The sequence below is a fragment of the Streptomyces sp. NPDC037288 genome, assembly GCF_055603265.1.
Window position 1 is genome coordinate 124,821 of sequence record NZ_JBVJVY010000022.1, and the last position, 19,991, is coordinate 144,811.

The window sequence follows — 19,991 nt, forward strand, 5'->3', positions numbered from 1 at the left end:
CGGGTTGCGTGCGCACACACATAAAGCTATGTTGTGTGTGCACGCACATAAATGGCTCGAAAGGCTTCACCATGTCCGCCACCCCTCGCACCGTCCTCATCACCGGCACCTCCTCCGGCATCGGCCTGGCCGCCGCCATCGCCGCCGCCCGGGCCGGCTGGCGCACCGTCGCCACCCTCCGCGACACCACCCGCGCCGAGGCACTGCGCAAGGCCGCCGCCGAAGCGGGTGTCCGCCTGGACATCCGTCGGCTCGACGTGACCGACGAGGTGTCCGTCGCCGCAGCCGTCGACGGCGTGATCGCCGACTACGGTCGCCTGGACGCCGTCATCAACAACGCGGGCGCCGGCCACCTGGGCACTCTGGAGAACGACTCCGTCGCAGACGTTCGTACGGTGATGGAGGTCAACTTCTTCGGCGTACTGAACGTCTCGAAGGCCGCCCTCCCGTACCTGCGCGCCACCGGCGGGCGCCTGATCACCGTCACCAGCGTGGGCGGCGTCGTCGGCCAGCCGTTCAACGAGGCGTACTGCGCCGCCAAGTTCGCGGTCGAGGGCTACATGGAGAGCCTGGCCCCGGTCGCGCGGACGCTGGGCGTGAGCGTGTCCGTGGTGGAACCGGGCGCTGTAGCCACCGAGTTCGTGAACAACATCGGCTTCGACATCGAGGGCGACATCGACGCCGGCCCGTACTCCGACGCGCTGCGCCACTACATCGACCGGACCGTCGACCAGTTCCTGGACGGCAGCGCCCAGACCCCGGCCGCGGCGGCGGAAGCGGTCATGGAGGCGCTCAACGCCGACCGGCCCGCCTTCCGGATCCAGACCTCCGACTGGGCCCGCGCCTTCGTCGGCACCAAGCTGGCCGACGTCGACGGGTCCGCGATCCAGGACCTCACCGCCGCCTGGGTCGCCTGACAGGCCCGGCGGCCCTTGGCGTGTGACGGTGACGGCTGCTCGGGAACCGCCGGGTGCGGATGTGTGCGTGGGTCATCCCAGGGTGGTAAGGGCGGTTGCCGCCGCTGCGGCGAGAAGGCCTGTGGTCTGGAGCCGGGTTGAGCGTTCGGCGAGCAGGACGCGGGCCAGCAGCACCGTCACCGCGGGGTAGAGAGCGGTGAGTACGGCCACGATGGTGAGCTGGCCCTGCCCGGTGGCGGCCAGGAACAGCAGGTTGGCGGTGCCGGCGAGCAGGCCGGCCACGATCATGGGCAGCACTGCCGGGCGCCAGTCGCCCTCCCGGAGCCGCGCCCCGCGCGCGAACGGGAGCACGAGGAGCAGGGCTGCGGCCTGGCCGGGAACCAGTGGCCAGGCCCCGGAGGCGGTACCGGCGCGGTCCAGGGCGATGAACAGCAGCGCGAATCCGGCGCCGGCGACCATCCCGTGGCCCAGTCCGGCGCTGCCCCGGTGGTCGGACCGGGGTTGCCAGGACACCAGGGCGATCGCGGGGACCGCGATGACGATGCCGGCCATCGCCGGGGCGGAGAGGTGATCGCCGAGGAGGAGCCCGACGACAGCGGGGATGACGGCGGTGAGCACGGCCGAACAGGTCGCGGTCACCCTCATCGCTCCGATCGAGAGGCCGCGGTAGAGCGCCAAGGTACCCGCAGCGCTGCCGAGCCCGCTGAGCGCGCCCCAGGTCAGCGCGTGGGAGGTCGGCCCGGCGCCGGGAAACAGCAGGACCCCGGCGCCGGCGGCGAGCAGTCCGAACGCCTGAACGACCACCGTGACCGGTGCGGCAGCGAAGCGTCGGCTGCCCACTCCCGCCGCGAAGTCCGAACTGCCGTAGGCCAAGGACGCCAACAGCGCCAAGAGGGCACCCATTGCACATACAACCGCCAGGACGTGGCCGATGTTCCCGAGCCGGTCCTCACCGCGTCCCGACTGGGCCGGGAGCCCAGGGCGTCGTCGATGACCACGGCGCGGATCATGCGCGGGCGCCGGCGTCTGCCCCGGCCCGGCGGGGACCGATGGCTCGTCGGTGCCCCGTGCGGCGTGCGTTCAGTGGCCCAGGAGGAGTCCTGCTCCCGACACCTCGGCGCGGATGCCGTCCTGGCCCACCGTGACGCGCTGCAGGCTCAGGGAGCCCCCGGGTGGTTTCGGGAGCTGGAAGGCGAAGGAGAAGCGGTCGGCTATCTGGGGACGGGTGAGCTTGGTCAGTGCGGTGAGCAGGGACGGGTCCAGGCCCAGCTTTTTGAGGAGTGCCGGGTGGGCGAGGGCGGCGTCCACGAGGTTGATGCGGGTCAGTTGGTGCAAAAAGCGCGGCGCGCCGGTGAGTTGGTGGAGTTTGTCCTCGTCGTGGAGCGCGGCGCGCACCGCGCTGTCGGGGACGCCCAGGCGGTGCACGATCTCGGGGAGCGCCAGGAAGGCCTTGATCTTCTCTGCCTCCCGGGTGAGGCGTCTCGCTGATGCCGGGGTCAGGTGGAGGCCCTCGGTGGGCCTGGTGCCGGGCCGGTACGTCGCGAGGTCGTCGATGTCGAGCCGTATGCCGTCCACGGAGGTGGCGATGCCGCGCTCCCCGTCGCGCCGGATGCGGGCGTCGGCCCGTACGCTCAGGTCGCGGCCCGCCATGTGCAGGGAGCCGCGGGCCTGGACGAGGCCCGGTCCGTGCGCCGTGAAAGCCACCTGCGAGGCGCCGAGTTCACGGTTCATGTCGGCGAACGACAGCAGGACCTGACCGTGCACCTGCCGGACGAGTGCGCCGCGTACCGCGGTGGGTCCGTCGCCGTCGATGCGTATGTCGTGTGCGGTGGCGGTGACCTGGGTGAGGGTGACCCGGTGGGCCGGGATGTCGGGGACGGTCACCCTGACCGAGTCCAGGCGCTGTGCGGCCAGTTGCGTGAGGAAGGGAAAACCGCCGATCCGTACTTCGGGGGCAGCGGCCAGATGCAGTTTGTCCTTCAGCTGATCTGAGGCCTTGTGCTCGGCGTACAGCAACGCCCAGCGGTCGGCGAGGGTGGCGAGGCAGGCGAGGGTGAGCACCCAGGCGAGGCCCCGGACCAGGGTGGGCAGGCCGGTGGCGCGGTTGCGACGGCGGCTGCCGCGCCGGTGGTTGGGGGGTGCCCAGGGCTCCTCGGCGTCGTCCTCCTGCCGGGTCGGCGCGCTGTCCTCGGTGAGGAAGTCGTCCAGCGGATGGTCTGCCAGCGAGGCCAGTTCGTCGTACGGATTCCGGCGGGGTGGAACCCTTTCGGTGGGAGGCCCGTCCGACTGAACGGCACGATGCGTCTTTATGTGGGGGGTACGCATCGGTAGATTTGATCACATAGTGGCACCCAGTGTGCAAGTCCTACCTGAAGTAAGGTGCGAAACACGTCACTTCGGTGGGCCCTGCTCGTCTGAACGCGGCGGTCGGGCCCACCCCAGGGAACGTTCGACCGCACGCTGCCAGTTGTCGTACTCCGCCTCCCGCAGTCCGGGATCCATGGCGGGCAACCACTGCGCCGCCCGGTGCCAGTTGCGGCGCAGCACTTCCAGGTCCGGCCAGTAGCCGGACGCGAGGCCGGCCGCGTAGGCGGCGCCGAGGGAGACCGTCTCGGCGACCAGGGGCCGCACCACGGGCACGTCGAGGACGTCGGCCACGAATTGCATGAGCAGGTTGTCCGCGGTCATGCCCCCGTCCACCTTCAGCTGCTGCAGGGAGACCGAGGAGTCGGCGTTCATGGCGTCGACGACCTCGCGGGTCTGCCACCCGGTGGCCTCCAGGACGGCGCGCGCCAGGTGCCCCTTGGTGATGTACGAGGTGAGGCCGACGATGACCCCGCGTGCGTCGCTGCGCCAGCGGGGTGCGAACAGACCCGAGAAGGCGGGGACGATGTAGCAGCCGCCGTTGTCCTCGACCGTCCGCGCGAGGGTCTCGATCTCCGGGGCGCTGCTGATCAGGCCCAGGCGGTCACGGAACCACTGGACGAGTGCGCCGGTGACGGCTATGGACCCCTCCAGGGCGTAGGCCGGCCGCTGGTTCCCGATCTTGTAGGCGACGGTGGTGAGGAGTCCGTGCCGGGACCGCACGACGTCGCCCCCGGTGTTCAGCAGCAGGAAGCTCCCCGTTCCGTAGGTGCACTTCGCTTCGCCCGGCGAGAAGCAGGTCTGGCCGAAGAGCGCGGCCTGCTGGTCGCCGAGGGCGGCGGTGAGAGCGACGCCCGGCAGCAGCGAGCGGGCGTCGCCGTACGTCTCGGCGGAAGACCTGATCTCGGGCAGCATCGAGCGGGGGACCCCGAAGAAGGCCAGCAGGTCCTCGTCCCAGGTGAGCGTGCGGATGTTCATCAGCATCGTGCGGCTGGCGTTGGTGGCGTCGGTGATGTGCAGGCCGCCGTCGGTGCCTCCGGTGAGGTTCCAGATCAGCCAGCTCTCCATCGTCCCGAACAGCACCTCCCCGTCGATGGCGCGCTGCTGCAGACCCTTGATGTGGTCGAACAGCCAGCGGATCCGCAGCGCCGAGAAGTACGTCGAGGGCGGCAGACAGCACCGTTCCAGGAAGAACTCGTCGCCGGGATCCTTTCTGAGGTCCTCGACGAGCGGCGCCGTGCGGGTGTCCTGCCATACGATCGCCCGGCCCAGCGGGACCCCGGTCCGCCGGTCCCAGAGCACGGTCGTCTCGCGCTGGTTGGCCACGCCGACGGCGGCGACCTGGCCCGTGCCGACACCGGCGTCGGACAGTGCCTCGGGCACGACACGGCGTAGGTTCTGCCAGATCTCGACGGCGTCGTGCTCGACCCAGCCAGGCCTGGGGAAGTGCTGCTGGTGCTCCCTCTGCGCGACCGAGACCAGCCGCCCGCGGTGGTCGAAGAGAATGCATCGGGTCGAGTTGGTGCCCTGATCGATGGACATTACATACCGTTCAGCCATGATCGGGTCTGCCTTCCGACGGATCGAGGGGCGGCTGTCCTGGCCTACCAGCGGGCGGCTCCCAGGTCTCGGGAGATCGCGCGCGCCGCTTCACGGATCAGGGTGATCAGACTCGGGCGGGGACGGCCCTGGCTGTCGCAGATCCGTTCGACCGGCCCGGACAAGCCGATGGCGCCGACGACGAGGCCGCCGTGGCCGCGGATGGGCGAGGCGAGCCCGGCCTCGCCCATGCTCATCTCCTGGATCTCGGCGGCCCAGCCGAGTTCCCGCACCTCGGCGAGCGCCCGGGTGAGCCGCTCGCGATCGACCAGCGTGTGGCGGGTGTACGCCTCCAGGCCCGGCTTGTCGTCGGGCTCGATCGCCGCGGTCCCGAAGGCCAGCAGTACCTTGCCGAGTGAGGAGGCGTGCAGGGGCAGCAGCGCGCCCACGTCCAGGGTCTGGAAGGTGTCGTCCGGCCGGAACACGTGGTGGACGATGAGCACGCTGCCCTCCAGGGGGGTGCCCAGGCGTACCGCCTCCCCGCTGCGGGCGGCGAGGGCGTCGGCCCAGTTCAGGGAGCGCGAGCGGAGTTCGTTGACGTCCAGGTAGCTGGTGCCGAGGTGCAGCAGGGCGGCTCCGAGCTGGTATTTCCCGGTCGCCGCGTCCTGCTCGACGAAGTCCACGTGCTGGAGTGTGCGCAGGATGCCGTGGGCGGTGCCCTTCGCCAGTCCGAGCGAGGCCGCCACCTCACCGAGCCCGAGTCGGCGGGGCCCACCGGCGAGCAGGCGCAGGATCGCCGCCGCCCGTTCGATCGACTGGACTGGGCCGGCCATGAGGCGAGCCTATTACCGCCACGGATGCTTCGCTTCGCGGGCGGACGGCGCTTGGGGTCGCACAGAAGGACGGGCGTTCGGTAATGCCGACCGCTGTTCATTGACGTGCCTGATTTGTCTTCATAGGTTGCTGCGAAGCCGGAATGCGTGGGGACACAGCGCCGGACCGGCAGCACAGACCATGGGGAGAGACCATGACGGCTCAGCTGAACACACTGCTTCGGGCGGCTTGCGAACACGTGTGTCCGGTGCCCCCCGTCCCCGGCGCCGTCTCGGCCGTACGCCGACGTGCTGCGGCGGTCCTCGCCGAGTGGAGGGTGTTTCCGGAGCTGGTCGAGGACTCTCTCCTCGTGGTGTCGGAGCTGGTCACCAACGCGTTGTTGCACGCCCGCCCCCCGGCCGTACTCCGGTTGTCGTGGGTGCCCGGCGACGGCGCGGGCACCCTGCGCGTCGAGGTCACCGACGCGGGAGCAGCGCTCCCGGCGGGCGGGTCCCGCGCCGGGGTCGACCCGGACGAGCACGGCCGGGGCGAGACGATCATCCACGCCCTGGCGACCCGCCATGGCATACGCGTCGACCCGGGCGGCATCACCCGCTGGGCCGATCTCGTCGCGGTCTAGAGCGCGGCCTCCACGGGTGACGGCACGGTGGCCTGTCCGTGGTCCGCGGTCTGCTTGCGGATCAGGAGCAGGGCGGCGTCGTCGTGCAGCCGGCCGCCCACATGCGCCAGCAGCTCGTCGTGCAGCGCGGTGAGTGTGCGGGCCGGCTCGTCGCAGACATGACGCGCCACCCCTTCGGCGAGCGGGTAGAACTCGCGGGCCTGATCGCGGGCCTCGGTGACCCCGTCGGTGTAGAGCAGCAGCTGCTCTCCCGCCGCGAAGGGCAGCCGCTGCAGACGAGGAGCCTGGCCCGAGAGGGCACGCAGCCCGAGAGGCGGCGCGGGGTGGGTGGGCTCCACCGCCCTGACGTCCCCGGACGCGGAGATCAGCAGCGGCGGCGCGTGTCCGCAGTTGACGACCTCCAGGTCTCCGGACCGGGGACATCCGGCCACCACGGCGGTGACGAAGTCGTCGGGGCCGAGGTTGCGGGCCAGGCTCCGCTCGATCCTGCTGACGACGGCGAGCAGGTCGGGCTCGTCATGCGCGGCCTCGCGGAACACCCCGAGCACGAGCGCGGCGGTCCCCACGGCGGGCAGCCCCTTGCCCCGCACGTCGCCGACGATCAGCCTGACGCCGTGCGGGGTGGGCACCAGGGCGTAGAGATCCCGGCCGATCCGGGCCTCCGCCGCCGCGGCGCTGTAGCGGACGGCCACCCGGAACGGTCCGACGGTCTCCGGGACGGGCTGGAGGACGGCGTGCTGGGCGGCCTCGGCGACCGAGCGGACGGCCGCGAGGACCCGCTCACGCCGGCCGTGCAGCGCGCTGGCCAGGCCGCTCGCCGCCGTGACGGCCAGCAGGGCGGACAGTACGGCCGTCAGCTCACCGGCGGGCACGCCGCTTCCGATGCCCAGCGTCGCGCCCAGCGCCGTGGCGAGAAGACCGGCGCAGAGCACCCCGCGCGGCCTGTTGGTGGCGACGGCCAGCGCCGGTCCGGACGCGAGCAGCGGCAGCCATACCATGCCCGCCCCTCCGGCGAGGTGCATGAGCACGATGACGACGAGGACCAGGACCGGCAGCACGGGCAGTCTGGGGGCCAGCCGACCGGCGGCACGCCGGCAAACCGATCCCCAGGTGTCGGCCGCAGGCTTTCTGAACAGCCTCGGCCGGTGGTCGCCGCCATGGTGTCGGGCCTGACTCATGTTTCGTCCGCAGTCCTCGCCTGTACAGGGGTGCACACCCGGAATGTCCCTTTCGTCAAGGAAACGGGCTGGGTGCGGCAGCCACAAGGAGCGGATTTTCAGATAGTGAGCGAGAGACTTCTGGTGATACGGCTCGCGATCGGCAGCAGCCGTCTCCGGATCTCCTGGATCTGGGCCTGTCGTTCCACGGGCAGGGAGACGCCGAGCGAGCCGAGTGTGCCGCCGCGGTAGACGGGCACGGCGACGCACACCGTGCCCAGCGAGTACTCCTCCAGGTCCGTGACGGCCGGCGCCAGGGGGGACGACTCGATCCTGCGCAGCAGCTCCGGAAGACTGGTGATCGTCCGTGGTGTGAGGTCGGGGCGGTGGTGCCTGGACAGATACTCCCGGCGGGCGTCCTCGTCCAGCTCACGCAGCACCGACTTGCCCAGAGCGGTGGCATGTCCGGCGTCCTCGAACCCCACCCAGAGATCCACCCGTGGTGTACGGGGCCCGTCGACGATCTCGGCGACCCTGATCTCACCGTCCTCGTAGAACGTGAGGTAGGCGGCGGTGGACAGCTCGTCCCGCAGGGCGGTGAGCGTGGGGCGGATGCGACTGAGCAGCGTCTGTGTGCGGCCGGCCGAGTGCAGGGAGTCCAGTCTGTCGCCAAGGACGAAGCAGCCGTCGTCCAGTTTCCGCACGTATCCGTCGTGCACCAGGGTGCGCAGCAGGTGATACGCGGTGGCCAAGGGCAGCTCGGTCTCGCGTGCCAGCTGTTTCGCCGGCGCGCCGTTCTCGTGCGCGCTCACCGCCTCCAGCAATCGGAAGGCCCGCTGCACGGACGAGATGAGCGTGGGGCCGTCCTGAGCGCTCATAGGACCAGACTGCTCCGGACGCGTGGTACGGGCAAGGCGGGGATCACCGCGGAGCCCCGCCACCTGGTCCCTTGCTGTACGAGGCGGGCGTCACCGGTGGACCGGCCCGCGCGTCGATACGGCGATCCCCACCTCGGATAGGTGAGTGTCGTGCCCGGAGAACGTGCCACAAGACAACGAAACGCTTCGAAGGATCGCAATGATCAAGTCTTTCCGGATCGCGGCTGCCGCTCTTCTCACTGTCGGCGGCCTCGGTGTGTACGCGGCAGGGACGTCGGCAGCAGCTCCTCGGGCCGGCTCCGCTCCGATGGGTGGCCTGGTACCCGGCCCCGCGCGGTTCCCCGCGCCGCCCGCGGGTGACAGTGCTGACGGGGCGTCCACGGGCGGGGTGCTGGGCAGGACTGCCGATCCCATCGGCCTGGGGCCCCTCAACGTCGCGGTCCCCGCGGTGGGCCTGCTGTAATGCAGTTCAGGTCCATGACAAGGTGGCCTAGTGTGACCGGGTGACAGATTTCAGCGTGCTTGGTGACACCACGGAATGGCGGCAGGACTTCGAGCGGCGGCTGCACGCTCGGTACGCGGCGGCCGGGCTCGGCGCTGCCGCGGCGGAGGGCATGCTTGAGAAGGCGCGCGACGGCATCGGTGACTGGACCGTCGCCGAGATCACGGATGCCGGGAACCGTGTGGGACACGTCGCCGTGGTCGTCGCCGACCACGACGGCGCGCTCGCGGGTCGCATCGGCGACCTCCGCGTGGACGCGGCGCACGCCGGCCGGGGGCACGAGCAGGCCGCCCGGGACTGGGCCGAGGAGTGGTGCGCGCAGCGCGGCGCACGCCGGCTGGGCATACGGCTCACCGAGCCCGCCGGCACACTGTTCGCCGATTACGAGGTTCGCGGCCAGCTCAGAACGCGGCGCGTCGACTCCCCGCCGGAACCACTCGACGGCGTCACGGCACGGCCGATGACACGCGCCGAGTATCCCGAGTGGCTGGCCGCCGAGAAGGTCGCCTACGTCGGTGACATCGTCCGGGCGGGAGCCATGAGCCCCGAGGAGGCCGTACGCAAGTCCGACCGCGACTTCGCGGACCTGCTTCCCGAGGGCCTGGCAACGCCCGACACCACCTTGCTGGTGCTGGAGGCGGCGGGAGAGCAGATCGGCACCGGCTGGTTGAAGCACGGGTATCTCAAGGGCGTCACTTACGGCTACTCGCTCTATATCCAGGAGCGCTACCGCGGCAAAGGGTACGGGCGGGCCGCGATGGCGGCCGGCGAACAGGCCACGCTCGCAGCCGGCGACTCGGCACTGATGTTCACCGTGTGGGGCGGCAACGAGGTGGCCATGAACCTGTACACGAGCGCCGGCTACCAGGTCGTGGAGGAAAGTCGCTCCATCGACCTTCCCCGCTCCGCGGCCTGACGTGACTCCCCGCGCCACGACGGACGAGCGTGGGACGCGGGGCACGACGGACGAGCGTGGACGCGGGGCGCCGGTGGCCCGTGGTCATGAGGCCACGCCGGTCAGGGCCAGGAACTCGCTCCGGGAACGGGCGTCGGACCGCAGCAGGCCGAGCAGGGTGGAGGTCATGGTGCTGGAGCCGGTGGCCTGGACGCCGCGCAGGGTCATGCAGGAGTGCTCGGCCTCGATGACCACACCGACGCCCTTGGGTTCCAGGTGTGTCTGCAGCCAGTCGGCCACCTGCTTGGTCAGGCGTTCCTGGACCTGCGGCCGGCAGGCGAAGTGCTCGACGACGCGGGCCAGCTTCGACAGGCCGAGGATGCGGGCGCCCGGCAGGTAGCCGACGTGGGCGGTGCCGACGAACGGCAGCAGATGGTGCTCGCACACGGAGCGGACCGGAATGCGGCGGGCCAGGACGAGTTCGTCGTAGCCCTCGTCGTTGGGGAAGGTGGTCAGGTCGAACGGGCGCGGGCTGAACAGTTCGGCGTACGCGCGGGCCATCCGCCCCGGTGTGCCGCGCAGGCTCTCCGAGGCGGGGGAGATACCGAGTGCGGTGAGGAACTGGCCGGCCGCGGCTTCCGCGGCGGCCAGGTCGATACCGCCGGGCTCGTGGACGACCCGCAGCGCGGGCCGTGCGGGGGCTGTTTCCTCCTCGTCGGTGCGGTCTATGCGGGCGTTGGCGCGGTGCTGAGGCCGCTGGCTCATGTCAGCTGCCCCCGACGCCCAGGGCGGTGAGCAGGACCAGGACGAGGGTGACCACGGCGAACAGACCGTGTGCCAGCACCACCGCAAGGGGGAAGTGCCGTTCGGCGGGGACGGCCCCTTCGGCGCCGGCAGCCGTCGCGGTGGCCGGAGCCATCCCGGCCGTGGTCCGGTCGCGGTAGACGGGCAGCCAGCGGGCGAGCATCACGAATCCCAGCAGGGCGACGGGCAGCAGTAGACCGAACGAGGTCCAGGCCAGGGCGTTCTTGTCGGCCACGACGTAGATGATCCACACCACCAGCCCGATCGCGGCCAGGGCGAAGTGCCCGAAGACGACGGGTGCGGGCAGGCGGCTGGTGCCGGATTGCTGCTGCTGGATTCCGCCGCGTTGGATCCAGGTGCCGAGCATGTAGAAGCCGCCCAGGGCGGTGACCACCCAGGTGATCAGTGCGGCGATGTTCATGGGAACTCCCAGGTGAGGACGGGGTTGGAGGCAACCGGAGGAGACCGGCCGCCGTGACGGTCGCGCGAGCCGGGTCACGCGACGGAGCGGGCGCTCCCCGGGCTGCGGTCCGTGGCGAATCCCTCGGCCTGGGTGCCCTCGTCGGCGACCCGGACGCCGTAGCGGTAGGCGAGCTTGCCGCCGAGGAATCCCGAGACGCCCAGGGCGGCCACGCTCAGTGCCGACAGGACGAGCCGCCCGATGCCGACGCTTCCACCACCGGCGTGATCGCCGTACCGCCACAGGAAGTTGACGGCGTAGGCGGCGGTCACCAGCAGGTTCAGCGCCATGTGGACCAGGGCGGTGCGAAAGGCCGGGGTGCCGCTGGGGATCGCGAACAGGTCGAGGAATCCGACCGTGGCCGCCAGCAGGGCACCGATCACCCCGACCGCGATCAGCCACTCCGAGGACTGGGTCAGGAAGCCCGGACGGTGCACGACGTGGGACGCGATGTCGAACACCAGGCTGGTCACCCAGGCGCCGATCGGCACGGTCACCAGGATCGGGTGGAACGGGTGGCCGTACGGGCCGGCGAGCGTGGCGCTGACCGGACGCTTCGCCTGAAGCTGTGGCTCATTGACCATCGCAACCTCCAGGGGTTTCACCAATAGATGTTGGTCTTATTCCGGAGGGGCGTCAAGCCGTGCAGAACAGAGAGCCAAGGGACAGTTGCACCCAGCCGGGTGGGAGTTACCGTGTTCTCGTGGCTTTCGACCCGACTCCGCAGGCCGACGCGGCCGACACGGCCCTCGACTCCGTCAGCGTCCTGAACGAGGACTCGCGCCGGCGCATGTTCACCTTCATCCGGCGGGCCCGCCGAGCCGTCACCCGCGACGAGGCCGCCGCCAGCGTCGGCATATCCCGCAAGCTCGCCGCCTTCCACCTCGACAAACTCGTCGACGCCGGCCTGCTGCGCGCCCGCTACGAAACACCGGGCGGCATCCGCAAGGTCGGCAGACAGCCGAAGGTGTACGAACCCACCGACACCCAGATCACCGTGACCATCCCCGACCGCCGTCACGAACTGCTGGCCGACCTGCTCCTGGACGCCGTCCTGACCGAGGGCGCAGGCGAGAACGCGACGCAGGCGGCCATGCGCACGGCCGACCAGCGGGGTCGGCAGATGGGCGAGGCCGCGCGGGAGGAGACCCGCCCGGGACGGCTGGGCCCCGAGCGCGGACTGACCGCCTGCGAGCGGCTACTGGACCAGTACGGCTATGAACCGGTCCGGGAAGACCCCACCCGGCTCCGCCTCCGCAACTGCCCCTTCCACCCGCTGGCAGCGAAGGCCCCCGACCTGGTCTGCGGCATGAACCAGGCATTCCTCAGCGGCTACCTCGACGGCCTTCAGGTCAACGGAGTCCACGCCGTCCTCGCCCCCGAGCCCGGGGAATGCTGCGTGCGGCTGGGCCCGAGCGGCCCCGAGCGTGACGACCGGATGCCCCAGGACCGCTGAGGGCGACCCCCGCCGCCCCCCGGAGGGCCACCGCCCAGATGCACGACACCGCCCTCAGCGCAAGGATCGGGGGAGCAGGCTCTGCGACGCTGCGCGGGGCCCGCCCGTCGCCGGTTGCTCGGTATCGGCCCGAGCTGGGGGAAACGCCCGTTCTGGCGTTCCGACCGGAGCATCTGCCATGACCAAGCGCATCCTGAACCGTGCCGCTCGTTCCACGGAACCGGCAGCGCATCCCGCAGCCGCCTCCACGGTGACCGCCGCCGATGTCGGCCTGCTGCTCATCAGAGTGACCTTCGGCCTGCTGATGGCCGCCCATGGAGCTCAGAAAGTCTTCGGGCTCTTCGGGGGCCCGGGCCTGACCGCGACCGGCAAGGGGTTCGCGGCCCTGGGCTATCACCCGGGAAAGCTCTTCGCCGCGATCGGGGGTCTGTCCGAGCTGCTCGGCGGACTCGGCCTGGCCCTCGGGCTGCTGACGCCGCTGGCGGCTGCCGCCCTGATCGGGGTCATGATCAACGCGATGGTCACGGTCACCGGCGCGCACGGCCTGTGGGACGCGGACGGCGGCGTGGAGTACAGCGTGTGTATCGCCGTCGTCGCCCTGGCCGTCGCGGCCATCGGTCCGGGCGGACTGGCCGCCGACCGCTTCTTCCGCTGGGGCAAGGGCGGCTGGGCGGAGGGGGCCTTGGCCCTCGGCCTCGGCGGCGCCGCCGCCGCGGTCACACTCGCTCTCTGAACGCAGACCGTGCACGCGGCGCCGGTTCGGTACCCGCTGACCTGGCAGGCAGGGCCGCGGTGTAGTCCCGCAGCCCGCGACCGCCCGTCCACCCCTGGTCCTCGGCCCTGGACACGTCAAGGACAACGGAGTTGGCCAGCTGGTCGACCGCGTAAGGGGTCAGGAACGGCTCTGTGTGCGGGCGCAGCCGGGCCAGCGACTGGGCGGTGATCGCCGCGGTGCGGGCGACCGCTGCCGGGACGTGACGGATCCGGGCCCGTATGCCGTGGGCATGCAGGACTGCTTGTACGGCCCGGTCCCGGTCGTACGGCGCCGGGTCGGCGATGTTGTAGGCGCCCGGCGGCCAGTCGGCGGCGGCCAGACACGCTTCGGTGAGGTTCTCGACGGCCGTCAGGCTGAGGCGGACGCTCGGACCGGGCAGCAGAAGCAGGCCGGCCCGGACGCGGGACAACAGCCGCGGCACCAGGTGGGGATCCCCGGCACCGTAGACCGCCCGGGGGCGCAGCACCACGGCACCGGCGGCGAGCGCCAGCGTCTCACCGGCGGCCTTGGTGCGGCCGTAGGCGTTCAGCTGGCCGCGCACCGGATGGTCCTCGGTGATCCGGCCCCGGCCGGGGCCGGGCGCGTAGACACTGGCGCTGCTCACCCAGACCACCGGTCGGCCGGCGGCGGCCTGGAGGAGCCGTGCCGTGCCGTCGACGTTGACGGCACGCATCGCCGCCTCGGCGGCGGAGCCGGGCACCGGGTCGCCGACCGCCGCCGCGCAGTGCACCACGAGGTCGGCGCCGGCCAGGTCCGGCACCTCGCGGACGGCGTCCCACGGCACGTGCCGGCCGACCGGGCCGGGGCGGCGCCCCACACACAGCACCTCGGCGCCCCGGGCGGCAGCCGTGACGGCGACATGGGAGCCGCAGAAGCCGCTCGCCCCGGTGACGGCGATCGTGGTCATCGGTCCTCCGCGGGGCTGGTGGTGGAGCGGACGGTCAGGGAACGCCAGCCGGGCAGGGCCGCGGTCCGGTCGACGCGGGCCCGTACGACGCCGGGGCGGTGGGGCGCGAGTGCGGCGAGAGCGTCGTCGAGCTGTGCGCGGGCCAGGCGCGCGCCGGGGCAGGCGTGGGGTCCGGCGCCGAAGACGAGCTGGGCGACGTCGGGCGGTGCGGGGACGCGGGCGTCCGGGGGATCGGTGTGGGCTCGGGCCGCGTGCCGTGCCACCAGGATCAGGCGGTCCCCCGCCCGTACCGGGCACCCGTCGAGGGCGGCGCCGGCCGCTGCCGCGCGCGGCAGCAGCGGGGAGGGAGCGATCACCCGCAGCAGTTCGGTCACCAGGGTCGGCCGCAGCCGGTCGTCGGCCGCCTGGTCCCACAGCGCCGCGTCGGCACACCAGGCGGCGGCGCGCGGGAGCGCTGCGACCGTGGTGTTGACGGCGGCGACCGCAAGCATCGCTCGCAAGGCCGTTTCCCCGGTCTCGTCGGGCGGGCCGTCCGCTGTGAGCAGGGCCTCCAGCCGCGCCGTCGCCGCGGCCGCCGCCCGGGCGGTGCCGGGCAGCCGGGGCCCGGGCAGGTGGTCGCGTACGGCGGCGGCCGCCGCGCGGGCGGCCGCCTCGGCCACACCCTCCGGGTCCCCGCCCGTACCGAGCAGCGCACAGACGGTGGCACCGGCCAGTTCGCGTGCCAGCGGTACCAGGTCGACCGTGCGGCCGGTGGCGAGCGGGGCGAGGCGGTGGGTCAGGACCTCCCGCCACACCGGGCGCAGCCGCTCCACCCCGGCCACGCCGAGGCCTTCGGCCACCGCACGGCGGGTGGCACGGTGACCGGCGCCCTCCTGGTCGAACAGCGTCCCGCCGGCGGACAGCTCCCGCGCCGCGCCGCCCGTGGTGCCGGCCGCGCCGCGGTCCAGCGGAACACGGGTGAGGGCGTGCCGGTACGCATCACCGCCGTGCACCAGCACCGTTCCTCCGAGCCGGGTCACCGTCCGGCGGCGGGTGGCGGCGAGCAGGGCGAACAGCGCGGGGTGGGAGCGGGTGTACACGCGTCGGTCGCGGCGGCGTGCCGCCCGGACGCCGGACGGGATGGGCGCGGCGGTCATCGGACGTGTACCTCTTTCGTGTCGGCGGGGCAGTAGCGTCGGTCCCAGGACCACAGGAGGGTCCGGCGCGCGCCCCACGCCCGCAGACGGCGCAGGCTGGTGTGGACCACCATCCCCTCGGCCCGGGCGATCCGGTCGCTGTGGGCGCGCGCCCGGTTGAGGAAGATCACGTCCTCGGGCGGCCCCTGCAGAGGGACGCGCGGTGTGCCCCCGCAGCGCAGGTACAGGGCGGTCGTGACGGCGAGGTTGTGGCCGTGGCACAGCACGTACGGCGCGCGGTAGCGCGGGTGGCGGTGCTCCTTGCGGTACCGGCCGTACAGCGCGGTCGCACGGATCACCGCGGGCAGCAGGTACCGCTCGGCGAGCGAGGGGTGCTCGTCCCGGCGTGGCACGCTCCGGCCACAGGCCAGCTCCGTGCCGCGTCCGAACTCCCTGCGCACCGCCGCGATCCAGTCCGCGGCGGGCACACAGTCGGCGTCGGTCCGTGCGAGCAGTGCGGCGCCCTGCCCGATGGCGTACCGGAATCCGGTGTCGGCGGCGGCCCCGGCGCCCGGCTCCTCCTCGCCGACGAGGTGCACGGGAAAGGGCGCGGCGGCGGCGAAGCGGCGCACGACCTCCGTGGTCGCGTCCGTGGAGGCGTTGTCGACGACGACCAGGGCGAAGCCGGTGTCGGTCTGGGCGGCGAGCGCCGCGAGGGTGGCCCCGATCCCGGCCTCCTCGTTGTGGGCCGGTACGACCACCCACAGCGGCGCGCTCATCCCCGGGCCCTTTCCGCCAGACGGGCGGCGGCCAGGCGGGCGGTGGCGGCGCGGTCCGGCTTGCGGGAGCGCCCGGACAGCGGAATGTCGGCCAGCAGCACCGCGTCCGGCCGCGCGGACCCCATCCGCTCCAGCGGACCGCTCAGCGCGGCCCGCAGCGCCGCGCGGTCGGCACCCCGGCCCGGCTGCACGACGGCGACCAGGCGTTCATCGCCGTCACCGGCCGGTACCCCGACCAGCAGGGCCAGTTCGACCCCCGGCACGTGCAGCGCCGGCTCGTACAACCCCGGGTAGATGTTCTCCGCGTGCCTGAGCACCATGTCCTTCAGGCGGCCCTGCAGCACGATCCGGCCGCCCTCCAGGTGCGCACGGTCACCGGTGGCGACCCACGGCTCCGGTTCCTCGCCCAGGTAACGGTCCCGGGCCGACGGGCCGGACAGCAGCAGTTCACCCGAGGCGTCCGTCCTGGCCGTCACCCCCGGCAGCGGAGCGCCCACCAGATCGCCCCCGCCGGTGAAGGCGGCCTTGTCGGCCTGTTCCACCGCGGCGGCCGGGAACAGCTCGGTCAGCGCGTACACGCCCCACGCCTCCTGCGCGCCCGCCTGCCTGAGGCGGGTGAGCAGGTCGGCACTCGCCGGAGCCGACCCCGTCCACACCCGCCCGGTGAACCGGGCCCCCGCGGCGAGCAGCATCCGCAGCTGCGGTGGCGTCAGATAGGTGGCCTGCGGGTCCAGTCGGCGCAGCTGCCGGGCCAGAACGCGCGGCGAGCGGGCGGGCAGCGCGACCGGCGCGCCGCTCGCCAGGGACGGCACGAGGACGAAGAACGTCCCGCCCAGCACCGGCCGCTCGGCCTGCACGCGGACCAGGTCGCTCACCGTGGCCATCCCGGCGGCGAGCGAGGAACGGGTGTGCACCACCGCGCGGGGCCGTGAGGTGGTGCCCGAGGTGAAGACGATGACCGCGTCGCCGTCCTCGTCCACCGGACGCGGCGGGACCACCGACCGGACACCGGCCTCCAACGCCGGGGGGCAGCCCGGCAGTTGGGGCCCGACCGTGGCCACCGGCCCCAGCGTCGCCAGGTCCGGCAGGGCCAGGCGCGCCCGGCGGGCGAGCGGTCGGGCCCACCCGGCGACCGCCTGCGCGGTGGCGTCGGCGAGAACGACATCGGGCCGGGCGAGGGCGAGCCGGGCGCGCAGCACGTCCGGCCCCGCGCCGGGGTCGAGTACCGCGGCCCGCGCCCCGAGTCGGTGTACGGCGAGCATCACGGCCAGCGCCCGGGGACCGGGCCGTACCGCGACGCCGACGGTGCTGCCGCGTGCGATGCCCCGTGCGTGCAGGGCAGCGGCGTAACGGTCGGTGAGGTCGGCCAGGTCCCCGCAGGTGGCCTTGACGCGTACCGCCGCGTTCCCGGCGGTGCCGAGGACGGCGGGCCGGTCGGGGCTCTTGCGCAGGGCATGGACGAGTGTGTCGAGCATCAGCGCGGGTCCTCCGTGTGCCGGCCGGGACCTCGGTCCAGGTACCAGCGGGCCGTGCCGACCAGCCCGTAGGCACGCAGCCGCCGGGTGGAGTTCTCGACGACCATGGCGCGGGCGTGGACGACGGCGGTGGTGCGGCGCCGGACCCGGTTGAGGAAGAGGCGGTCGGTGGGGGAGGGACGGCGCGGCATACCGCCGACGGCTTCGTACAGGGCGGCCGTGACGGCCATGTTGTTGCCGGCGTGCATCCGGTACGGCGCGAGGTAGCCGTGCCGGCGCCAGTGCGCGGGGCGCACCCGGCCGAAGAACGCGGCGACGCGGACCAGCGTGCGGAAGGTGGCACGCCCGAGCGGTCCGTGCTCGTCGCGACGTGCGTCGATACGACCGCACACCAGGCCTGCGCCCTGCCGCAGGGCGTCGCGGGCGGCGGCCGTCCAGCCGGGGCGCGGCAGACAGTCGGCGTCGGTGCGGGCCAGCAGCGTCGCGCCCTTGCCGATGGCGTACCGGAAGCCGGTGTCCACCGCACAGCCGACGCCCTTCTCCGGCTCGCTGAGGACATGGACCGGGAAGGGCGCCCGGCGGGCGAAGTCGTACGCGATCGCCGCCGTGGCGTCGGTCGAGGCGTTGTCCACGACGACGAGCGTGAAGTCGCGGTCCCGCTGGGCCGCGAGCGCGTCCAGCGTGCCGCCGATCCGCGTGGCCTCCTGGTGCGCGGGCACCACCACCCACAGGGCACTCATGCCTTCTCCCACACCATCGTCATCAGGCTCACGCCACCGCCCAGACCCACGAACAGCACCCGGTCGCCGGGCAGCAGCCGTCGGTGGACCCGGTCGAGCTGCACGCCCAACGTGGCGCTGGCCATGTTGCCGAGCTCGGGAACCGTGACGACGAGCCGGTTTCGGGGTATGCCGGTGAGCTCCACGAACCGCTCCAGGTACGGCACGGTGACCTGGTGCACCAGGATGTACCGGAAGTCGCCCCAGGCCAGCCCGGTGCGCAGCGTCATCCGGTCCAGCACGGACGTGCCGATCTTCTCGAACACCTCGCGCAGCTCGGTCCCGTCGCCGCGGAAGTACGTGTGCTCGTCCCCGCGGGGGTGACGCGAACCGCCACCGAAGATCCCGCCGACCTGCCAGTGCTCGGAGTGCGTCTCGGTGTCGACATCGAGGATGCCGCCCTGTTCCACGGCCTCCAGCACGACCGCGGCTCCCGCGTCACCGAAGGTGTAACCCGCGAAGCCGTCCCGGAGCTGGCCGGGGCCGGAAGGGGCGTGCCGCACCGCCCGGCTCGGGGTCTCCCCGGTGACCACCAAGGCCCGGCGGGCCCGGCCGGCCAGGATCATCGCCCGCGCCGTGTCCATTCCGTTGACGAAGCTGTTGCACGCGTTCGTCACGTCCAGGGCGTGCGCCCGCGAGCCCAGCTCGGCCTGGACGACGTGGGCGGTCGCCGGTTCGGCCATGTCCCGCGTGGCGGAGGCGAACACCAGCAGGTCCACGTCGTACGGAGCCAGTCCGGCCCGGGCCAGTGCGGTACGCGCCGCCCGCACCGCGAGCGTCGAGGCGTACTCGCCCTCCGCCACGGCCCGGCGCGAGGAGATCCCGGTGACGCGTTCGAGTATCCGCGCAGGCAACCGCAGCCCGGATGCCGTGGAGATCTGCTCCTGCAAGTGCTGGGAGGTCACCTCGAGCTCCGGCAGGCAGGACGCCACTGACGTGATGCCCACCCGGAGCACCGGACCTCGAACAGCCTGGTCTGTGTGCATGGGATGGACGCTATGAGCGGACACGGACGGCCTGCCTGAGCACCCCTACTCAACTCGCCTAGGTAGACGGCGCCCACCAGGTCTCCCGCGCACACGGCACACTGCGGAGGGCGCGCCCGCGGGCGCGCCCTCGATCGCCTGCGGTGACCGCTAGCGGCCCACGATGATCACAATCACTCCGTTGTCGAACCGGTGGTCGAAGCGGTGGTCGAAGCGGTGGTCGAAACAGAACCTGGGGTGGTGGAAGCAGAAGCCTCGGTGGTCGAAGCGGAACCCGCCGTGGTCGAAGCAGCGCCAGTCGTCGTGGTCGAAGCACTGGTTGGTGATCACACCGGTGTGTACGGCCGGGGCTGCTGCTGCCGTGCCTGCTGCGCCGATCGCAGCGCCGCCGGCCATCAGCAGGCCGGCCGCGGACGCCGCGACGAGACGCCTCGCGCCTTGTACTCGCATGATGGATGCACCCTCTTCTTTCCGGACTACGGCCCTACTCTCAGTACGTCGGCGGCGCCCTTTTGGATTGCGCATCGGTGGAACGGCCGGGGTGCGTGGTCACCGACCGCTGGGCTTGATCGCGGGCCTTCCCCCATGAAGGTGGGCACGCGGTTATTGATCACGCGGCGAGCGTGAGTTTAGCGGTGTGGTGTCGGTGTTCGTATTCGTTGGGGCTGAGTTGGCCGTTGGCGGAGTGCCGACGGCGGGTGTTGTAGCGGGTCAGCCAGGCGAAGACAGTCCTGCGGCAGGTGCCGGCGT

At 72.4% G+C, this 19,991-nt stretch carries 21 protein-coding genes; 5 read left to right on the forward strand and 16 right to left on the reverse strand.

The window, feature by feature from the left end; genetic code table 11:
* The first annotated feature begins 71 nt into the window (after positions 1 to 71).
* Positions 72 to 917: an SDR family NAD(P)-dependent oxidoreductase gene (locus ACZ7GZ_RS24255; protein ID WP_471027316.1), complete on the forward strand. Its 846-nt coding sequence runs from the start codon at positions 72 to 74 to the stop codon at positions 915 to 917.
* Positions 918 to 989: 72 nt separating this feature from the next.
* Here the strand turns inward: ACZ7GZ_RS24255 and ACZ7GZ_RS24260 are convergent, their stop codons facing one another.
* The 4 genes from ACZ7GZ_RS24260 to ACZ7GZ_RS24275 all read right to left on the reverse strand — a co-directional run bounded on the left by ACZ7GZ_RS24260 (position 990) and on the right by ACZ7GZ_RS24275 (position 5,653).
* Positions 990 to 1,820 carry an EamA family transporter gene (locus ACZ7GZ_RS24260; protein WP_471027318.1) on the reverse strand — a complete coding sequence of 277 codons (831 nt, stop codon included), beginning with the start codon at positions 1,818 to 1,820 and terminating at the stop codon, positions 990 to 992.
* A gap of 177 nt (positions 1,821 to 1,997) precedes the next feature.
* On the reverse strand, positions 1,998 to 3,242 hold the full coding sequence (locus tag ACZ7GZ_RS24265) for an LmeA family phospholipid-binding protein (RefSeq protein WP_471027319.1): 1,245 nt from the start codon (positions 3,240 to 3,242) through the stop codon (positions 1,998 to 2,000).
* Between the two features lie 66 nt (positions 3,243 to 3,308).
* Entirely contained in the window at positions 3,309 to 4,841 is a 1,533-nt protein-coding gene (gene glpK / locus ACZ7GZ_RS24270; RefSeq protein ID WP_471027321.1) for a glycerol kinase GlpK, read from the reverse strand.
* Positions 4,842 to 4,885: 44 nt separating this feature from the next.
* Positions 4,886 to 5,653, reverse strand: a complete 768-nt coding sequence (locus ACZ7GZ_RS24275) for an IclR family transcriptional regulator (protein ID WP_471027323.1) — start codon at positions 5,651 to 5,653, stop codon at positions 4,886 to 4,888.
* Between the two features lie 194 nt (positions 5,654 to 5,847).
* On the opposite strand from ACZ7GZ_RS24275, the gene ACZ7GZ_RS24280 reads away from it, so the two are divergent.
* The gene (locus tag ACZ7GZ_RS24280; protein WP_471027324.1) at positions 5,848 to 6,273 is read left to right on the forward strand and encodes an ATP-binding protein; all 426 of its coding nucleotides are present in this window, start codon (positions 5,848 to 5,850) and stop codon (positions 6,271 to 6,273) included.
* Here ACZ7GZ_RS24280 and ACZ7GZ_RS24285 read toward each other — a convergent pair.
* Together ACZ7GZ_RS24285 and ACZ7GZ_RS24290 are read right to left on the reverse strand one after the other, a co-directional pair.
* On the reverse strand, positions 6,270 to 7,451 hold the full coding sequence (locus ACZ7GZ_RS24285) for a PP2C family protein-serine/threonine phosphatase (protein ID WP_471027325.1): 1,182 nt from the start codon (positions 7,449 to 7,451) through the stop codon (positions 6,270 to 6,272). The two genes, ACZ7GZ_RS24280 and ACZ7GZ_RS24285, sit on opposite strands and share 4 nt — an antisense overlap.
* Before the next feature lie 98 nt (positions 7,452 to 7,549).
* A complete protein-coding gene (locus ACZ7GZ_RS24290; protein ID WP_471027326.1) occupies positions 7,550 to 8,308 on the reverse strand; it encodes an IclR family transcriptional regulator in 759 nt (252 codons plus the stop codon).
* 503 nt (positions 8,309 to 8,811) lie between these two features.
* Between ACZ7GZ_RS24290 and ACZ7GZ_RS24295 the strand changes: the two genes are divergently transcribed.
* The gene (locus ACZ7GZ_RS24295; protein ID WP_471027328.1) at positions 8,812 to 9,726 is read left to right on the forward strand and encodes a GNAT family N-acetyltransferase; all 915 of its coding nucleotides are present in this window, start codon (positions 8,812 to 8,814) and stop codon (positions 9,724 to 9,726) included.
* 84 nt (positions 9,727 to 9,810) lie between these two features.
* Here ACZ7GZ_RS24295 and folE read toward each other — a convergent pair whose 3' ends face one another.
* From folE to ACZ7GZ_RS24310, 3 genes are all read right to left on the reverse strand, one after another.
* A complete protein-coding gene (folE, locus tag ACZ7GZ_RS24300; RefSeq protein WP_471027330.1) occupies positions 9,811 to 10,470 on the reverse strand; it encodes a GTP cyclohydrolase I FolE in 660 nt (219 codons plus the stop codon).
* A 1-nt stretch (position 10,471) separates the two neighbouring features.
* Complete coding sequence (locus tag ACZ7GZ_RS24305; RefSeq protein ID WP_471027331.1) at positions 10,472 to 10,930, reverse strand: hypothetical protein; 459 nt, start codon at positions 10,928 to 10,930, stop codon at positions 10,472 to 10,474.
* A 74-nt stretch (positions 10,931 to 11,004) separates the two neighbouring features.
* A complete protein-coding gene (locus tag ACZ7GZ_RS24310; RefSeq protein WP_471027332.1) occupies positions 11,005 to 11,553 on the reverse strand; it encodes a DUF2231 domain-containing protein in 549 nt (182 codons plus the stop codon).
* Between the two features lie 119 nt (positions 11,554 to 11,672).
* On the opposite strand from ACZ7GZ_RS24310, the gene ACZ7GZ_RS24315 reads away from it, so the two are divergent.
* Both ACZ7GZ_RS24315 and ACZ7GZ_RS24320 read left to right on the forward strand, forming a co-directional pair.
* Positions 11,673 to 12,425 (forward strand): helix-turn-helix transcriptional regulator, encoded by a 753-nt coding sequence (locus ACZ7GZ_RS24315; protein WP_471027334.1) that lies wholly within the window; start codon positions 11,673 to 11,675, stop codon positions 12,423 to 12,425.
* Between the two features lie 178 nt (positions 12,426 to 12,603).
* Positions 12,604 to 13,158 (forward strand): DoxX family protein, encoded by a 555-nt coding sequence (locus ACZ7GZ_RS24320; RefSeq protein WP_471027335.1) that lies wholly within the window; start codon positions 12,604 to 12,606, stop codon positions 13,156 to 13,158.
* On the opposite strand, the gene ACZ7GZ_RS24325 is transcribed toward ACZ7GZ_RS24320, so the two are convergent.
* From ACZ7GZ_RS24325 to ACZ7GZ_RS24355, 7 genes are all read right to left on the reverse strand, one after another.
* Entirely contained in the window at positions 13,142 to 14,107 is a 966-nt protein-coding gene (locus ACZ7GZ_RS24325) for an NAD-dependent epimerase/dehydratase family protein (RefSeq protein ID WP_471027336.1), read from the reverse strand. The two genes, ACZ7GZ_RS24320 and ACZ7GZ_RS24325, sit on opposite strands and share 17 nt — an antisense overlap.
* Positions 14,104 to 15,243, reverse strand: a complete 1,140-nt coding sequence (locus ACZ7GZ_RS24330; protein ID WP_471027337.1) for a cytochrome P450 — start codon at positions 15,241 to 15,243, stop codon at positions 14,104 to 14,106. Before ACZ7GZ_RS24330 ends, ACZ7GZ_RS24325 begins: the two co-directional genes overlap by 4 nt.
* Positions 15,240 to 16,001, reverse strand: coding sequence for a glycosyltransferase (locus tag ACZ7GZ_RS24335; RefSeq protein WP_471027338.1), 762 nt, complete (start codon positions 15,999 to 16,001; stop codon positions 15,240 to 15,242). The genes ACZ7GZ_RS24330 and ACZ7GZ_RS24335 overlap by 4 nt, the downstream gene beginning before the upstream one ends.
* Positions 15,998 to 17,476: a class I adenylate-forming enzyme family protein gene (locus ACZ7GZ_RS24340; RefSeq protein WP_471027339.1), complete on the reverse strand. Its 1,479-nt coding sequence runs from the start codon at positions 17,474 to 17,476 to the stop codon at positions 15,998 to 16,000. The genes ACZ7GZ_RS24335 and ACZ7GZ_RS24340 overlap by 4 nt, the downstream gene beginning before the upstream one ends.
* Positions 17,476 to 18,216, reverse strand: a complete 741-nt coding sequence (locus ACZ7GZ_RS24345) for a glycosyltransferase family A protein (protein ID WP_471027341.1) — start codon at positions 18,214 to 18,216, stop codon at positions 17,476 to 17,478. Before ACZ7GZ_RS24345 ends, ACZ7GZ_RS24340 begins: the two co-directional genes overlap by 1 nt.
* Positions 18,213 to 19,160, reverse strand: a complete 948-nt coding sequence (locus tag ACZ7GZ_RS24350) for a 3-oxoacyl-ACP synthase III family protein (RefSeq protein ID WP_471027343.1) — start codon at positions 19,158 to 19,160, stop codon at positions 18,213 to 18,215. Before ACZ7GZ_RS24350 ends, ACZ7GZ_RS24345 begins: the two co-directional genes overlap by 4 nt.
* Before the next feature lie 231 nt (positions 19,161 to 19,391).
* The gene (locus ACZ7GZ_RS24355; RefSeq protein WP_471027345.1) at positions 19,392 to 19,691 is read right to left on the reverse strand and encodes a hypothetical protein; all 300 of its coding nucleotides are present in this window, start codon (positions 19,689 to 19,691) and stop codon (positions 19,392 to 19,394) included.
* Between the last annotated feature and the right edge of the window lie 300 nt (positions 19,692 to 19,991).

What these genes read in the sequence shown, in the direction of transcription:
- ACZ7GZ_RS24265 (WP_471027319.1), bottom strand. Translation starts at nt 3,242, where the DNA reads ATGCGTACCCCCCACATAAAGACGCATCGTGCCGTTCAGTCGGACGGG.
- ACZ7GZ_RS24255 (WP_471027316.1), top strand. Translation starts at nt 72, where the DNA reads ATGTCCGCCACCCCTCGCACCGTCCTCATCACCGGCACCTCCTCCGGC.
- folE (WP_471027330.1), bottom strand. Translation starts at nt 10,470, where the DNA reads ATGAGCCAGCGGCCTCAGCACCGCGCCAACGCCCGCATAGACCGCACC.
- ACZ7GZ_RS24305 (WP_471027331.1), bottom strand. Translation starts at nt 10,930, where the DNA reads ATGAACATCGCCGCACTGATCACCTGGGTGGTCACCGCCCTGGGCGGC.
- ACZ7GZ_RS24285 (WP_471027325.1), bottom strand. Translation starts at nt 7,451, where the DNA reads ATGAGTCAGGCCCGACACCATGGCGGCGACCACCGGCCGAGGCTGTTC.
- ACZ7GZ_RS24325 (WP_471027336.1), bottom strand. Translation starts at nt 14,107, where the DNA reads ATGACCACGATCGCCGTCACCGGGGCGAGCGGCTTCTGCGGCTCCCAT.
- glpK (WP_471027321.1), bottom strand. Translation starts at nt 4,841, where the DNA reads ATGGCTGAACGGTATGTAATGTCCATCGATCAGGGCACCAACTCGACC.
- ACZ7GZ_RS24275 (WP_471027323.1), bottom strand. Translation starts at nt 5,653, where the DNA reads ATGGCCGGCCCAGTCCAGTCGATCGAACGGGCGGCGGCGATCCTGCGC.
- ACZ7GZ_RS24320 (WP_471027335.1), top strand. Translation starts at nt 12,604, where the DNA reads ATGACCAAGCGCATCCTGAACCGTGCCGCTCGTTCCACGGAACCGGCA.
- ACZ7GZ_RS24310 (WP_471027332.1), bottom strand. Translation starts at nt 11,553, where the DNA reads ATGGTCAATGAGCCACAGCTTCAGGCGAAGCGTCCGGTCAGCGCCACG.
- ACZ7GZ_RS24340 (WP_471027339.1), bottom strand. Translation starts at nt 17,476, where the DNA reads ATGCTCGACACACTCGTCCATGCCCTGCGCAAGAGCCCCGACCGGCCC.
- ACZ7GZ_RS24330 (WP_471027337.1), bottom strand. Translation starts at nt 15,243, where the DNA reads ATGACCGCCGCGCCCATCCCGTCCGGCGTCCGGGCGGCACGCCGCCGC.
- ACZ7GZ_RS24355 (WP_471027345.1), bottom strand. Translation starts at nt 19,691, where the DNA reads ATGCGAGTACAAGGCGCGAGGCGTCTCGTCGCGGCGTCCGCGGCCGGC.
- ACZ7GZ_RS24280 (WP_471027324.1), top strand. Translation starts at nt 5,848, where the DNA reads ATGACGGCTCAGCTGAACACACTGCTTCGGGCGGCTTGCGAACACGTG.
- ACZ7GZ_RS24290 (WP_471027326.1), bottom strand. Translation starts at nt 8,308, where the DNA reads ATGAGCGCTCAGGACGGCCCCACGCTCATCTCGTCCGTGCAGCGGGCC.
- ACZ7GZ_RS24345 (WP_471027341.1), bottom strand. Translation starts at nt 18,216, where the DNA reads ATGAGTGCCCTGTGGGTGGTGGTGCCCGCGCACCAGGAGGCCACGCGG.
- ACZ7GZ_RS24260 (WP_471027318.1), bottom strand. Translation starts at nt 1,820, where the DNA reads ATGGGTGCCCTCTTGGCGCTGTTGGCGTCCTTGGCCTACGGCAGTTCG.
- ACZ7GZ_RS24335 (WP_471027338.1), bottom strand. Translation starts at nt 16,001, where the DNA reads ATGAGCGCGCCGCTGTGGGTGGTCGTACCGGCCCACAACGAGGAGGCC.